At 59.1% G+C, this 13,175-nt stretch carries 16 protein-coding genes; 12 read left to right on the forward strand and 4 right to left on the reverse strand.

Going from position 1 to position 13,175, the window contains the following annotated elements; all coding sequences use genetic code 11:
* Nucleotides 1–116 precede the first annotated feature (116 nt).
* Complete coding sequence (locus tag MNODULE_RS13760; protein WP_168060730.1) at nucleotides 117–500, forward strand: hypothetical protein; 384 nt, start codon at nucleotides 117–119, stop codon at nucleotides 498–500.
* Nucleotides 501–1,191: 691 nt separating this feature from the next.
* Complete coding sequence (locus MNODULE_RS13765; RefSeq protein ID WP_202882214.1) at nucleotides 1,192–4,071, forward strand: peroxidase family protein; 2,880 nt, start codon at nucleotides 1,192–1,194, stop codon at nucleotides 4,069–4,071.
* A 57-nt stretch (nucleotides 4,072–4,128) separates the two neighbouring features.
* Here MNODULE_RS13765 and MNODULE_RS13770 read toward each other — a convergent pair whose 3' ends face one another.
* The 3 genes from MNODULE_RS13770 to MNODULE_RS13780 form a co-directional block, all read right to left on the reverse strand.
* Nucleotides 4,129–4,377, reverse strand: coding sequence for a hypothetical protein (locus MNODULE_RS13770; protein ID WP_168060732.1), 249 nt, complete (start codon nucleotides 4,375–4,377; stop codon nucleotides 4,129–4,131).
* A 443-nt stretch (nucleotides 4,378–4,820) separates the two neighbouring features.
* Nucleotides 4,821–5,180: a DUF5615 family PIN-like protein gene (locus MNODULE_RS13775; protein ID WP_168060734.1), complete on the reverse strand. Its 360-nt coding sequence runs from the start codon at nucleotides 5,178–5,180 to the stop codon at nucleotides 4,821–4,823.
* A 1-nt stretch (nucleotide 5,181) separates the two neighbouring features.
* Nucleotides 5,182–5,418 carry a DUF433 domain-containing protein gene (locus tag MNODULE_RS13780; RefSeq protein WP_168060736.1) on the reverse strand — a complete coding sequence of 79 codons (237 nt, stop codon included), beginning with the start codon at nucleotides 5,416–5,418 and terminating at the stop codon, nucleotides 5,182–5,184.
* 187 nt (nucleotides 5,419–5,605) lie between these two features.
* Between MNODULE_RS13780 and MNODULE_RS13785 the strand changes: the two genes are divergently transcribed.
* Entirely contained in the window at nucleotides 5,606–6,601 is a 996-nt protein-coding gene (locus tag MNODULE_RS13785) for a ParB N-terminal domain-containing protein (protein ID WP_168060739.1), read from the forward strand.
* Nucleotides 6,602–6,672: 71 nt separating this feature from the next.
* A complete protein-coding gene (locus tag MNODULE_RS13790; RefSeq protein WP_168060741.1) occupies nucleotides 6,673–7,380 on the forward strand; it encodes a DUF502 domain-containing protein in 708 nt (235 codons plus the stop codon).
* Between the two features lie 72 nt (nucleotides 7,381–7,452).
* Here MNODULE_RS13790 and MNODULE_RS13795 read toward each other — a convergent pair whose 3' ends face one another.
* A complete protein-coding gene (locus MNODULE_RS13795; protein WP_168060743.1) occupies nucleotides 7,453–7,620 on the reverse strand; it encodes a hypothetical protein in 168 nt (55 codons plus the stop codon).
* 201 nt (nucleotides 7,621–7,821) lie between these two features.
* Between MNODULE_RS13795 and MNODULE_RS13800 the strand changes: the two genes are divergently transcribed.
* From MNODULE_RS13800 to MNODULE_RS13835, 8 genes are all read left to right on the forward strand, one after another.
* Nucleotides 7,822–8,271, forward strand: coding sequence for a CBS domain-containing protein (locus MNODULE_RS13800; protein WP_168060745.1), 450 nt, complete (start codon nucleotides 7,822–7,824; stop codon nucleotides 8,269–8,271).
* 247 nt (nucleotides 8,272–8,518) lie between these two features.
* Nucleotides 8,519–9,160 (forward strand): YceH family protein, encoded by a 642-nt coding sequence (locus MNODULE_RS13805; protein ID WP_168060747.1) that lies wholly within the window; start codon nucleotides 8,519–8,521, stop codon nucleotides 9,158–9,160.
* Nucleotides 9,161–9,183: 23 nt separating this feature from the next.
* Complete coding sequence (gene lspA, locus MNODULE_RS13810) at nucleotides 9,184–9,690, forward strand: signal peptidase II (protein WP_168060749.1); 507 nt, start codon at nucleotides 9,184–9,186, stop codon at nucleotides 9,688–9,690.
* Between the two features lies 1 nt (nucleotide 9,691).
* Nucleotides 9,692–10,150 (forward strand): DUF3574 domain-containing protein, encoded by a 459-nt coding sequence (locus MNODULE_RS13815; RefSeq protein ID WP_168060751.1) that lies wholly within the window; start codon nucleotides 9,692–9,694, stop codon nucleotides 10,148–10,150.
* A gap of 100 nt (nucleotides 10,151–10,250) precedes the next feature.
* Entirely contained in the window at nucleotides 10,251–10,751 is a 501-nt protein-coding gene (locus MNODULE_RS13820) for a TlpA disulfide reductase family protein (RefSeq protein WP_168060752.1), read from the forward strand.
* 3 nt (nucleotides 10,752–10,754) lie between these two features.
* Nucleotides 10,755–10,991, forward strand: a complete 237-nt coding sequence (locus MNODULE_RS13825) for a DUF4266 domain-containing protein (RefSeq protein ID WP_168060754.1) — start codon at nucleotides 10,755–10,757, stop codon at nucleotides 10,989–10,991.
* The gene (locus tag MNODULE_RS13830) at nucleotides 10,976–12,247 is read left to right on the forward strand and encodes a DUF3570 domain-containing protein (protein WP_168060756.1); all 1,272 of its coding nucleotides are present in this window, start codon (nucleotides 10,976–10,978) and stop codon (nucleotides 12,245–12,247) included. The genes MNODULE_RS13825 and MNODULE_RS13830 overlap by 16 nt, the downstream gene beginning before the upstream one ends.
* Entirely contained in the window at nucleotides 12,244–13,146 is a 903-nt protein-coding gene (locus tag MNODULE_RS13835) for an FAD:protein FMN transferase (protein WP_202882215.1), read from the forward strand. The genes MNODULE_RS13830 and MNODULE_RS13835 overlap by 4 nt, the downstream gene beginning before the upstream one ends.
* Nucleotides 13,147–13,175: the final 29 nt, after the last annotated feature.

The raw sequence follows: 13,175 nt of genomic DNA on the forward strand, positions 1-13,175 counted from the left end.
GGAATCGACAGCAGAGATCCTTTATCATCAAGACCAACTCACCTGAATATCGGCGACGGCGAGCGGGCGATGTGCGATCTGGCCGTTGCGATGAGAGAGGTCTTGTGAAAACCGGCATGAGTCGTCAACGAAGCCTCCGGATAAGCATTCTCCTGTGGACCCTCCTCATTCCTTCCTTCACCTCGGCCGAGGAGCCGATCTCTCTGGAAATCTTGTTTGACGGTGTGCCGGCGCCGGGGGGAGGATGGGTCCTCACCGTCACCCTCCTCGGCCGGGCCGATCTCGATTTGACCCACCTGACCGTCGAAGCCTCAAAGGGTCTGAAGCTCACGGCAGGCGATCCCCACTGGCAGGGAACGCTCCCGGCCGGAGGGGAACAGGTGCTTGAGCTCTCCTTCACCCTGACCGATCCGCCGCCTCAAAGCGTGACCATCCGAGCACAGGGCCGTACTAAAAAAGGATCTCCCTTCGAAAAGAAAGTCGTCCGAGGAATCAATTGATCGGTAGGGGCGGACCTGAGTGTCCGCCCTGTCTTTCAACCGAAAAAGAAAAAGACGGGCGCACACATCGGTGCGCCCCTACGACAAACCCCGACCTCATTGAAGCTCCCCGCAGCAAGCTGCGGGGAATCTTCGACCCGATAGGATGGAAAGACTCTATTTGTATTCTCGCGTCTAACCTTCGCAGCAAGCTGCGAGGAATGCGACGCGCGTGCGTGTTCAATAAAGTGTATTCTTTTTAATCGGGTGTATCCGAAAAACTTCTCAGCTTCTTCTTAAAATTAAACTTCATTCTTTCCTCTACTCACAAATCCTTTGTCTTTCCAGTAAAAGTCTCCCTGCGGAAAGATAAACCGCTGCGGCATCTCTGTTGCAAAGTCCCAATGAGAGATGAATACAAAGCCTGCGGCAGCCGTTCCTTCGGCCTCTTCTTGCGCCGTCGAGACCGTCCCATCTGCTGCCGCATCCCCTCCCCGTGGGCTTTGGGAAGCAAGGGACCCTCTCGGGGACCCTGGCATTCCTCCGGAGCCGAGCGTTCCGCCCGGCATACATTCCGGAGGGATCGGCCCGCGCCCAAGCCCACGGGGACTCTCCCTGTTTTTTATTGAATTGAATCTCATTGCGTGATATACCAGGCGGCATTGAACAAGCAGACGGAAGAGACATCTCGGCTTCGACCAAGGAGGGGAGAATGAGAAGAGCGGTCTGTGCATTATTGTTGATCCTCATCGTGATGGGCGGATGCGCCGGGGCGAAGAAACGGCTGGAGGGGCAGCGCGATCTCGACAGCTGCGCGAAGATGGCGGCGAGCGGGTTCCGTCCCGTCGCGGGCGAGCGGACCGAGCGGTTCCTCGGAAAGGTCCAGGAAGCGACCGCCCGCTGCCGCGGCGGAGAAAAAGCCGCCGCTTTTAGGAGCGCTCCCTGGCTCGATTGGTCAAACTACTGGGCCACCGGCGATCTGAGCAGCCGCGTCCCCGGCTCCGACAGGACCAATCGGCATCTCGATCCGAACGGTCGCGGGATCGACGGCGCCCTCCTCGATCTGGAATATCAGCGGGTGGAGCTGGTCAAATTCAATCTCTTCGACAACAGCGGGACCTATCCCGATTATGTCCAGGGACGCGACGGCATTCCCGGTGCGGCATTGAAGGTCTGGGACACGATGCGTCTGCAGAACAGGCATCCTAACTACGCCGCCGTCGGGGGGGACGGCCCGCAGCTCTGCCGGGGGGAATTGATCCGATATCGCACGCCGACCGGGATCTGCAACGATCTCAAAAACCCGGCGATGGGATCGACACAGATGCCCTTCGCCCGAAACGTTCAATTCGAGGCGACCTTCCCCGACCTTGGTAAAGACGAACTGGCCCGGAACCGTCACGGCGATCGGATCGGTCTGCTCACCCCCGATCCGCAGGTGATCAGCCGGAAGCTTTTCACCCGCCCGCAGTCGCAGCCGGAGAAATGCCGAGAAGGGCAGGGGCTCCCCGGCGACTCGCCCGAAGCGAACTGCGACTACAAGAAGGCCCCCTTCTTCAACGTTCTGGCGGCGTTTTGGATTCAGTTCATGACGCACGATTGGTTCTCCCACCTGGAAGAGGGAGAGAACGGGCCGGAGATGATGGCGGTCGGCTGTGCGACGCAGAAGGTGGCCAATGTGGAGCAGCCGATCACACCGGAAGAGGCTACGAAGCTCGGCTGCCGTCCGGATGATCGGATGGAAAAGTCGCTCACCGCCGACGAAAGCGATCCCGCGACCTTCATCCACAAGGGCAAGCGCGTTCTCACTCGCGCCTACAAGACGACGAACAACAACGTCACCGCCTGGTGGGATGCCTCTCAGATCTACGGCTATGACGAGAGGTCGCGCCGCCGGGTGAAGCGCGATCCGGCCGATCGGGCCAAGCTCTTGTTGGTTTCGATCCCGCAGCGGGAGGCGGCCGGCGAGAAAACCGGCTACCTCCCCCCGTTTTCGCCCGGCGATCCGATCCATCCCGCCTGGTCGGGCCAGGAAGCGACCGCGTTTCCCGACAACTGGTCGATCGGCATGAGCTTCTACCACAACCTTTTCGCCCGCGAGCACAACCTCTTCGTCGACGCCTTCCGGACGCAGGCGGCGGAGATGCCGGAGGCCGACTCCGGCCTTCGCAACCCCGCGCGGCCCGATACGGTGATCCGCAACAAGGAAGTCACCGACGACGAGCTCTTCGAGGCGGCGCGGCTGGTCGTTTCGGCGGAGATCGCCAAAATCCACACGATCGAATGGACCCCGCAGCTCCTCTACGATGAGCCGCTCTTCCTCGGAATGAACTCCAACTGGAGCGGGCTGATCCACGGCGACAACCTCGTCTCCCGGGCGTTGGAGAAGATCGTGGTCGACAACTTCGGCGCCTCGGAAAACGCCCGGAAAGCGGGACAGTGGTATTCGGTCTTCGCCTCCGGCCCGGGGATCTTCGGTCTCGGAAGCCGGGTCTATTCGGATGACGCAATCCTCGCCAAGTTCGATCCGAAGAAGACCGACACCTGGAATGTCGCGAACCCCGACCATGTCAACGGCGGGATCAACCACTTCGGCTCCCCCTTCAACTTCCCGGAGGAGTTCGTCACCGTCTACCGGCTGCATGCCTTGGTCCCCGACCTGATCGAATTCCGCGAGGCCGGAGATCCGAATGTCATCCGAAACAAGATTCCGGTGATCGAAACTTTCCGCGGAAAAGCAACGGCGGCGATGGAGAGCCGCGGCCTCGCCAACTGGGCCCTTTCGATGGGGCGGCAACGCCTGGGTCTCCTCACCCTCCAGAACCAGCCGCAGTTCCTCCAGAACCTCCCGATGCCGCGCCTTCAGACGGCGACGAACACGCTCGACGTGCCGGCGCTCGATCTGATCCGCGACCGCGAGCGGGGGGTCCCCCGCTTCAATGAGTTCCGCCGGCAATACGGCTTGAAGCAGTTGACCCGTTTCGACGACTTCATCGATCCGCGCCTTCCGAAAGATTCACCGGAGGAGGTCGAACAAAGACGACTGGTGGGACTGCTGCGCGAGGTCTACGGCCAGCACATTTGCGATGCGTCGAAGGTCATCACCTCCGCTCAGGTCAACGACGACGGCACACCGATCACCGACTGCCTCGGACATCCCGACGGGAGCCTGGTCGACAACATCGAAGATGTCGATACCGTCGTCGGCTGGCTCTCGGAATTCACCCGCCCGCACGGCTTCGCGATCTCGGAGACCCAATTCCAGGTCTTCATCCTCAACGCCTCCCGGCGTCTCTTCAGCGACCGCTTCTTCACCTCCAGCTTCCGCCCCGAGTTCTACACCCATCTCGGCGTCGAGTGGGTGACGAACAACGGACCGGACGGCAAGGTGATTGAGAAGGGGACGCCGAACGGCCACCTGGTGGAGGTCTCCCCGCTCAAGCGGGTGCTGCTGCGGGCCACGCCGGAGCTGGCGCCGGAGTTGGCGCATGTGGTCAACGCGTTCGATCCGTGGGGGCGCGACCGCGGCGAATATTACTCTTTGGAATGGAAGCCGCGCCCGGGGGCGGAGGGGGATGAGGCATTTAAATGAATAAATGAAGACGAGCGGTAAGTTCTCCGTTCCATGTCAATTGAACTGCCGAAACCATCAGCGCGCCCGATGCGTCTCTGATTTCTTCCACTCCGGCGCCCGAAGCGTGGCGCCGCGGACCGGCACGCCTTGCTCCAGATGTTGAAACTCTGTCCGGACCGGGTCCGGCATTTCCATTTTCACGATAATGCCGGGAGGAAGGACGTTGGCTGATTGCATGACCGCGGCGACATTATTCACCAGGAGCACACAACCGATCACATAAGCGAAGGCAAACGAACCGAAAACAAGATATAGATTCAACATGGGACCCTCCTTTTTCATTTGACGTTTAAGTTGTGAAGTTAAGCGCCGGATTCCGCTCCGGGACGATGTGATCTTTCAACCACATGACAGGCATGTAGCAATAGGGATGCCAGCGTAGGGGAAATTGAAGATAAGAATCGAGACGCTTGAAATTGAAGAAGAAAAATATTCTCTCCGGCTCACGGGCCCGGGAGCGTTCAATGGACGGTGGGGGAATTGACCAAACCTTGGGGCGGTTGGCCCACTGATTACGATGAAGATTGGAAAACCTCCGCCTGAATTCAATCATCCGGCGGGGAATTCCCGGCAGTTGATCCTTCCCCTGCTGATGCGATAGATGATTACGGCTGTCTTCCTGAACTCACAGGAGTATAACCGCACGCGGCAGCGTAGGAGGGTCGTGTTTTTAAAGATGGAGCGAAGTGAAGGGCTTGTTTAGTATCTTACTTTCTGATCCGGAGCTTGCCGTTTCGGAAGGTGCTGAAGCTATTGTTCAGCTGGTCGCCATATTGGGAAAGGATACTTTTTATTGCGGTGAGCTTTTCATCCTTATGCGCATCGTTCATTCTCAGAAGAAGGACTCCCACATGCTTCTGTTGTAGTCGATAAACCAGTTCTCCAAAATCTTTGTCCATTGTAATGACGATTCTTCCCTCCGTAGAGGCAAGCTTTTGAGCATCCTGATCGGCCATCCGAGGATCGATGTCCCTCAGCGCAGTCGTATCGAAACCTTGCGACCGGAGCCACCCCTCCACATTCTTTCCAACCCCGACATCGACGAGGAATTTGAGGGCTGCTTTCATGTCATTTTAGTTGGAAGACACGCTCTTCGGAGATAAGTTCCGCAGCGTAAAGCAGTACCGCCTGGATATCCTCCGGTTCGAGTTCCGGGTACTCTTCCAGAAGTTCCTTCGCAGAAACATTGTTGGCCAAGGCTTTAATGATCTGTTCTACGCTGATGCGCAGCCCCCGAATCGTCGGCTTACCGACCAATATCTTTGGGTCGACAGTGATCCTGGACAAAAGCTCTTCCTTTTTCATTGGGATTGCTCCACTAATTGTAATCTCATGGTATCTAAAAAGGGAGAGAGAGTCAAACAAGGAAATCCGGATAAAAATCCCCCGGCTGCTACAGATTTAAACTCACCCCTGAACGAAGGCTTCGGGGGCTTCCCTTTTGTCGCCGGCTTGGGCTATGATATTGCGTTACCCTCCTGAGGGATCTCTCATGCCGGAGAAAAAGCCGAAGAAGCCGCGCGCGCCGGGCGCCGTCCGAAAACGGCGGAAGCCGGCGGGGGTGGCGGTGGGGCTGGAGGCGACCGAGCTGCTGGCCGCGCGACCGCCGGGAAATGTGATCGATCTCCATCAGCAGATCGAAGCCGACGGCGGGAAGGTCTTGTCGATCTACCGGGAGCCTTACGGCGGTCATTGGCTGGTGATGGCGGCGCTTCCGATCGACAAAGTATCGCCGACCCCCTATCAACGCAATCTCTCCGAAACGCATGTCCTCAAGCTGGAGCGGGTGATCGGTAAGATCGGCCGCTTCCTCGACCCGATCATCACCGTTCGGATCGACAAGGAGGGCATCGCGAAATACTGGACCCCCAACGGCCATCACCGGCTCTCGGCGATGCGGACCCTCGGCGCCAAAAGCATCATCGCGATCGTCGCGCCCGAAGCATCGGTCGCCTATCAAATCCTGGCGCTGAATACCGAGAAGGCGCACAACCTTCGCGAGCGGGCGCTGGAAGTGGTCCGGATGTACCGGGAATTGGCCGGCCTGGGCGACGCCATGGAAGAAACCTATCAGCTTGAATTTGAAGAAGCGGCCCTGATCACCCTCGGCTTCTGCTACGAAGCGCGCCCCCGTTTCTCCGGCGGAGCGTATCACCCGATCCTGCGGCGCGTCGACACCTTTATCAAGAAGCCGATCGGCGATGCGACGGCGCTCCGTCAAGAACGGGCCGACGCCCTGCTTCGATTGGATGAAACCGTCAGCAGCCGGGTAGAGCTTTTAAAAGCACGTGGACTGACCAGCCCTTATCTGCGCAGCTTCATTGTCGCAAGAATCAACCCGATCCGCTTTCGACCCAAGGATGCCGAGCCGCTCTCCTTCAATGAGACGCTTGAGCGGATGAGCAAGGCGCTGGCGAAGTTTAATCCGGAGAAGATCAAGCCGGAGGATCTGGCGAAGACCGGCGGGGTGGCGGAAGAAGCGGAATAAGGTAATATAGGAAGGAATTGCCGGCAGCGATTCGGAATGATTTTAATATTTAACAATGGCGACCCTTACGCATGAGCGATGACAACCAAGCCTCCCCGCCGGAGCGGGAGGGGGAAAGCCGGTTTCCTGAAGACTACTTAAATGCGGTCCGGCGCTATTTCATCGCGGGCCTCCTGGTGGTGGTCCCGATCTGGGGAACCTACCTTGCCTTAAGGACGCTCTTTAAGACCCTCGACGGCGTGCTCGGCAATCTTCTGAAGGGGTCCGGCATCTATTACCTGCCGGGATTCGGGATTCTCGTTTTGATCTCCCTGATCCTTCTGGCGGGTCTCTTCGCGACGAATATTTTCGGCAAGAAATTCCTGCAGATGTGGGACGATTTTCTCCACCGGGTCCCGGTGGTCCGGAACGTCTACTCGCTGGTGAAGTCGATCGTGGAAACCCTCTCGGTCCAGCAGAAGGAGCGCGGGAGATTTCATCGTGTCGTCTTGGTCGAATATCCGCGGAAAGGAGCGTATTCCATCGGTTTCGTGACGGGGGAGGTCCGGGCGGAAATTCAGCGGCTCCCGTTTGAGCGGCTGGTCAACATCTTCATCCCGATGACCCCGACCCCCTTCACCGGCTTTCTGATCCACCTTCCCGAGTCGGAGGTGATTCCGACGTCGCTAAGCGTGGAAGAGGCGATGAAGATGATCGTCGCGGCGGGAATTTACGCCCCCGTCTCCATCAGCGACCTGGCCGAAGCGGCCCGGTCGTCTGCGAAGGAGGAACTGCGTTGAAGAGGAAAGAAGACAATCGGCGGCCCCGCGATGGAATACGGGGCCGCCGCGCCGATTGCAAGGAGGGGAAGGTTACGGCGCCAGCTCCGTCTTGCCGTTCGAATAGGGCGCCGGCCGCATCGGCTTTTGCGGATCGACGATGACCACCCCCTTTCGACCCAAGGATGCCGAGCCACTCTCCTTCTTCCGGTTTTTATTTTCCTGGGGCGGTTTATATAGAAATTTATACTCACCGGCCATGTGGCCTACTTTTCACTTCTATGGCATACTTACTTTGTATCTGGGATTTCATGCCGGCGGGATGAAGCCCAGAGTGGTATCGAATACAATCGAGCTTCTCGAATGATTATCTGCGAAACCTTCCGGTAAAAGAGGCGCGATGAAACCGGCGGACCCTACGACGAAGTAGTCTCCCCAGAAATGAACCATAGGAGGAATCGGATGAGACGGATTGACTTTATGGTCGGACAAACAGATTTCAACACACTGACCGCTGCTCAGTTCATGCAGCAGGACGTGGTTTATTTTACAAAATCGGTAAAAGCGCAATCGATTGCCGCGGCCATCACCACCGGCAACTTCGGGAGCGTGCCGATCGTCGACAGCGATCTGAAACCGGTCGGGATCGTGAGCGAATACGATCTGCTGAAGGCGATGCGGCAGGGAAAGCAGCTGAACGAAATCAGCGCTGGCGACATTATGACCAAACCGGCCATCACGGTCCCGGTCGAAGCCAGCTCGGCGGAGATCATGAAAGTCATGGAAGACAAACATCTGATCCGTGTCGCGGTGGTCGATGAGGATGGAAAACTGGTCGGAATGTTGGCCCGAAGGGACCTGATGAAAGGTTACCTCCAATCACAGGTCCCCGACAAAGTCTGGTGGATGTAGCCCCACAGAGATCTCCAATTTCTCTCTTCACAAGGAGGCGATGACCCGGTGACCTTCCACCCCCCTGGAGGTGATCCGGGTCCTCGCCAAAGAGATCGATCCAAAAAGCCGCCTCTCTTTCATTTACCCCGCCTCAATCATGACCCACCCTTCTCCCGACCGTACGCAAAGGTTAAACGGTTGCGAAATCGGATCGGATCAGGTATAAAAAACCATTCATGAGAAAGAATGTAAAGGAGCCGTGCTGATGGATTTTGTTCTCACCGACGCGGAAGTCCGCGTCCTGGGCTGCTTGATCGAAAAGGAGATGGCGACCCCCGACTACTACCCTCTCTCCCTCAACGCCCTTCAAAACGCGTGCAACCAAACCTCCAACCGCGACCCGGTCGTCTCCTACGACGAGAAGACGGTCGCCGATGCGCTGGAAGCGCTGAAAACAAAGCGGCTGGTCACCCAAGACCAACTCGGCCGGGTGCCGAAGTATTCGGAGCTTTTTCTCAAGAGCGCCAACCTAGTACAGCGAGAGGCCGCCGTTCTCTGCGTGTTGATGCTGCGGGGAGCGCAGACGGTCGGAGAGATCCGCGGGCGCACGGAGCGGCTCCATTCTTTTGCCAGCTTGGAAGAGGCCCAGAAGACCCTTCAAACATTGGAAGAGTGGGGCTACGTCGCCCTCCTTCCGCGGCAGCCCGGCCGGAAGGAATCGCGTTATGCCCACCTTCTCTCCGGCCCCCCCGAAAACAAAGAGGAGGCCCCTTCCGAATCGGCCCTCCGGAATGAGCCGATGGAGAACGAGGCGGTCGCGAAACTCGAAAATGAGGTCAAGTCCCTCCGTCAGGAACTGGAGGAGTTGAAACGGACCCTCCATGATTTCAAGGCGCAATTTCAATAAGCAGAGTCCCGAAGAAAAACCGGATGACGGCCGTCAAAAAACGCTTTCTGATTCTCACCCTCCTGCTCGCCACGGTGGGACTCGATCGGATCACCAAGGTGATCGCGCGCGATCGGCTCGAATCGGCTCCGCCGATTTCCCTCTTCGGCGGGATCGTCCGGCTGGACTATGTGGAGAATCCCGGCGCGTTTTTAGGTCTGGGGTCCGGGCTCTCGGAGACGACCCGCTTCTGGATTTTTTCCGTCCTCGTCGGCGGCTTTCTTGTAGGACTTTTCCTTTACGTTCTCATCTACCGCCGCTTGTCGGTGATCGAAGTCGCCGCCTTCTCCCTCATTTTGGGAGGGGGGCTCGGCAACCTGATCGACCGCGTTCTTTACGATTACGTCATCGATTTCCTGGTCGTCGGGATCGGGAGACTCCGGACCGGCGTTTTCAACGTCGCCGATCTTGCAATTACCGCCGGAGTTGGTTTACTCTTCTTGCGTCAGGTCCGCTCGGCTCGCCGGCAGGAACTTCAATCGAGGTCTTGAGATGATGGACGGTTCTCGAAAAAAACATCCCCTGCGCCCCCTCCCCTTTCTCCTTCTTTTAGGCCTCCTCTTCACCTCCATGACGGGGTGCGCCACGGATGGAAACACCCGCCCGATCTCTCCATCGATCGGCCGCCAGGGAACGGTCCTGATCTCCGACACCCTCTTCTTCGGGCTGAGCACCGCGCGGGGCCCGGTCGGCGCGGCCGAATGGAACGACTTTCTCCGGGACATCGTTACCCCCCGCTTTCCGGACGGCTTCACCTACTGGGAGGCCAACGGCCAGTGGCGCGGCGCCGACAACCGGCTCGTCCAGGAACGATCGATGGTCTTGCAGATCATCCACCCCGATACCTTCCAGGCCGAATCGGCCATCCAGGAAATCATCCATCGCTACGAGCAGCAATACGAGCAGGATTCGGTCTTGCGGCTTCGGGATGCGGTTCAGGTCTGGTTTTGATGTCGTCTGATCGCCGCCTGGAAACCTTCCCTGAAATCTTACTTGCCAGTCCGCCGACTTTCTTTTATCCTGTAGATCGTTCGCTTCCGCAAGGTTCGTCATGATTCGTTTTTTACGGAAGATTTCGGGAAAGCTCCTTCCACTGACCGTTCTGCTGATCCTTCTCTCCGCGGCGCGGGCGGAAGAGGCGGCCCCCGCCTTCTCTCTTCCCGGAGAGGCCGGCCCGGTCAACCTGGCCGCTTACCGGGGGAAAGTGGTCTATATCGACTTCTGGGCCTCCTGGTGCGCCCCCTGCCGCAAGTCTTTCCCCTGGATGAACGACCTGCAGCGCCGCTACGGCAAGCAGGGGCTGGCCGTTGTCGCGATCAACGTCGATAAAAAAGAGGGGGCCGCACGCGCCTTTCTCGCCGACTATCCCGCCCAATTCACGATCGCCTTCGATCCCGCCGGGAGGGTGGCGGAGGCCTACCGCGTCCGGACGATGCCGAGTTCTTATCTGATCGACCGGAAGGGAGCGCTCCGCTCGACCCACCTCGGCTTCTTCGATGCCAATAAGCTCCGGATCGAAGAAGAAATCCGGCAGCTCCTGGCGGAGGGATAACGGATGACCCTTTCTCTGATCCGATCCGGCCGAACCCTTTTGACCCTTCTCGTCCTCTCCCTTCTCTTCTCGGGCTGCATCACCCGCGTCCCCCCCTGGGATCGGGACCTGCTCGCGGAGAAAAAAATGCAATTGATTCCCGACCCGATGGAAAATGAGATGGACGAGAAGATCTCCTTCAGCAAGGAAGGTTCGAGCGGCGGGCAGGGAATCGGCGGAGGGGGTTGCGGTTGCAATTGAACGGAAAGAAGTCGATCCGAAACACCCTCGCCGTCGCCGCCTGCACCCTCCTCTCTCAAACGCCCGCTCCCGCCGCGGCGGACGAGTTTCCCTGGAAAGCCGATCTCTCCACCCTCTACTACACCGAAAAAGACCGGGTCACCGTCTCCGAGTCGATCCTCTCGCTCCGGCGCGACATCGGCAGCGACGAGGCGTTCGCGCTGAAAGTGACTTACGACGCCATCAGCGGCGCCTCGGCGAACGGGGCAATCTTCGGGACCGATTCCGGCGGCGTTCAAACGGTGACCTCCCCTTCGGGGGTGGCGCGGACGATCAGCGTCGGGGCCGGCGCCCGGGTCGATCCGCTCACCGAATTCGAAGACAACCGCATCGCCGCCCAGCTCGCCCTGGAGAAGGCGCTCTGGCGGACGCTGACCGCGAGGGTGGAAGGGAACCTCTCGACCGAGCATGATTACGATTCGTTCGGCGCGGGGGGTCTCGTCTTGTGGGATCTCAATCAGCGGATGACGACGCTGACCGGCGGCGCGTCATTCAACAACGACACCGTTAAGCCGAGCACCGGAACACCGGTGGCGCTCGGCAGCGTCTCAAGCGCGGAGCGGTTGGAGAACGGCGAGAAAAGGGCGATCGACCTCCTCTTCGGCATCTCGCAGGTGGTCAGTCGAAAGACGGTCACGCAGATGAACTATACCCGGGGGATGACCGACGGTTATTTGACCGACCCGTACAAGATCATCACGGTGGTCGATTCCGCCGGCGACCCGGTCGACTATCTTTATGAAAAACGGCCCGCCGACCGGAGCCGGAACAACATTTTCTGGCGCATGGCGCACCATCTGACGAAGGACGTGGTCCATGTCGCCTACCGCTACGCCTGGGACGACTGGGGAATCCGCTCCCACACCGCCGATCTGAGATACCGCTTGGCGCTTGTCCGCGGCCACTCTCTGCAAGGGCATCTTCGTTATTACACCCAGACCGCCGCCGACTTCTACCGCTACAGTCTGGCGGAAGGGGCGCCGTTGCCGCAACACGCGAGCGCCGACTACCGGCTCGGCAACCTGATCACGCGGAGCGTGGGGGTGAAATACGGCCTCCCGCTGGGGAAGCGGGTCGAGTTCGGCATTCGGGCCGAGTACATGCAGCAGCACGACGCCGATGACCGGTTCCCCAAAGTCGATATCGTTTTCGTTCAAGCGACCCTTTCTTATTCCGACATCGTCGATTACGCCCTCTGGTCGAGACCGCCGCCGTGAAAAAAGAGGAACGATCGCTGACGCGCGAGAACGGCCTCTGGACCGGCCGCTTTCATGCGATGGCCGGCCCCTGCGAGGTGTTGATCGACACCCGGGACGCCGCGTCGGCCGAGAAACTCTTTCGTCTGGCGGAGGAAGAGGCGCGGCGGATCGAACGGAAGTTCAGCCGATACCGCGACGACAATATCGTTTATCGGATCAATCATGCCAATGGAAAACCGGTCGAGGTCGATGAAGAGACCGCCTCTCTTCTCGACTTCGCCGCCGCCTGCGCCGGGTTAAGCGGGGGAAAGTTCGACATCACCTCCGGCCTCCTCCGGCAGGTTTGGCGGTTCGACGGAAGCGACCGGCTCCCCGACCCGGAAGCGGTCGCGGCCCTTCTCCCCCGGATCGGCTGGTCGAAGGTCCGCTGGGAGCGCCCCTTCTTCACCCTCCCCGCCGGAATGGAGATCGACTTCGGCGGGATCGGAAAAGAGTACGCCGTCGACCGGACCGCGCAGCTCCTCTCCCAACATCTTCAGACCGGCATTCTCATCAACTACGGCGGCGATCTCTTCGCCGTCGGCCCCCGCGTCGACGGATCCCTCTGGCAGGTCGGCATCGACGATCCCGCCGCGAGCGGGAAAAAGCTCGTCGCCAAGATCCCGTTGAAGCAAGGGGGGCTTGCCACCAGCGGCGACGCCCGCCGTTATCTTCTCAAAGACAACATCCGCTACAGCCATATTCTCGATCCCCGCACCGGCTGGCCGGTGGAAAACGCTCCCCGTTCGGTGTCGGTGTTGGCATCGACCTGCTTGGAAGCGGGAATGCTTGCGACCTTTGCGATGCTGCAAGGATCGGAGGCAAGAACATTCCTGGAAGGGGAAGGGGTGCCGTTTTGGTTGGTGACGGGGGATTGAACTATAAAATTTGTTTAGTTAATACAGAA

It is taken from the genome of Candidatus Manganitrophus noduliformans (assembly GCF_012184425.1).
GTDB lineage: Bacteria > Nitrospirota > Nitrospiria > SBBL01 > Manganitrophaceae > Manganitrophus > Manganitrophus noduliformans.

What these genes read in the sequence shown, in the direction of transcription:
- MNODULE_RS13760 (WP_168060730.1), top strand. Translation starts at nt 117, where the DNA reads ATGAGTCGTCAACGAAGCCTCCGGATAAGCATTCTCCTGTGGACCCTC.
- MNODULE_RS13765 (WP_202882214.1), top strand. Translation starts at nt 1,192, where the DNA reads ATGAGAAGAGCGGTCTGTGCATTATTGTTGATCCTCATCGTGATGGGC.
- MNODULE_RS13770 (WP_168060732.1), bottom strand. Translation starts at nt 4,377, where the DNA reads ATGTTGAATCTATATCTTGTTTTCGGTTCGTTTGCCTTCGCTTATGTG.
- MNODULE_RS13775 (WP_168060734.1), bottom strand. Translation starts at nt 5,180, where the DNA reads ATGAAAGCAGCCCTCAAATTCCTCGTCGATGTCGGGGTTGGAAAGAAT.
- MNODULE_RS13780 (WP_168060736.1), bottom strand. Translation starts at nt 5,418, where the DNA reads ATGAAAAAGGAAGAGCTTTTGTCCAGGATCACTGTCGACCCAAAGATA.
- MNODULE_RS13785 (WP_168060739.1), top strand. Translation starts at nt 5,606, where the DNA reads ATGCCGGAGAAAAAGCCGAAGAAGCCGCGCGCGCCGGGCGCCGTCCGA.
- MNODULE_RS13790 (WP_168060741.1), top strand. Translation starts at nt 6,673, where the DNA reads ATGAGCGATGACAACCAAGCCTCCCCGCCGGAGCGGGAGGGGGAAAGC.
- MNODULE_RS13795 (WP_168060743.1), bottom strand. Translation starts at nt 7,620, where the DNA reads ATGGCCGGTGAGTATAAATTTCTATATAAACCGCCCCAGGAAAATAAA.
- MNODULE_RS13800 (WP_168060745.1), top strand. Translation starts at nt 7,822, where the DNA reads ATGAGACGGATTGACTTTATGGTCGGACAAACAGATTTCAACACACTG.
- MNODULE_RS13805 (WP_168060747.1), top strand. Translation starts at nt 8,519, where the DNA reads ATGGATTTTGTTCTCACCGACGCGGAAGTCCGCGTCCTGGGCTGCTTG.
- lspA (WP_168060749.1), top strand. Translation starts at nt 9,184, where the DNA reads ATGACGGCCGTCAAAAAACGCTTTCTGATTCTCACCCTCCTGCTCGCC.
- MNODULE_RS13815 (WP_168060751.1), top strand. Translation starts at nt 9,692, where the DNA reads ATGATGGACGGTTCTCGAAAAAAACATCCCCTGCGCCCCCTCCCCTTT.
- MNODULE_RS13820 (WP_168060752.1), top strand. Translation starts at nt 10,251, where the DNA reads ATGATTCGTTTTTTACGGAAGATTTCGGGAAAGCTCCTTCCACTGACC.
- MNODULE_RS13825 (WP_168060754.1), top strand. Translation starts at nt 10,755, where the DNA reads ATGACCCTTTCTCTGATCCGATCCGGCCGAACCCTTTTGACCCTTCTC.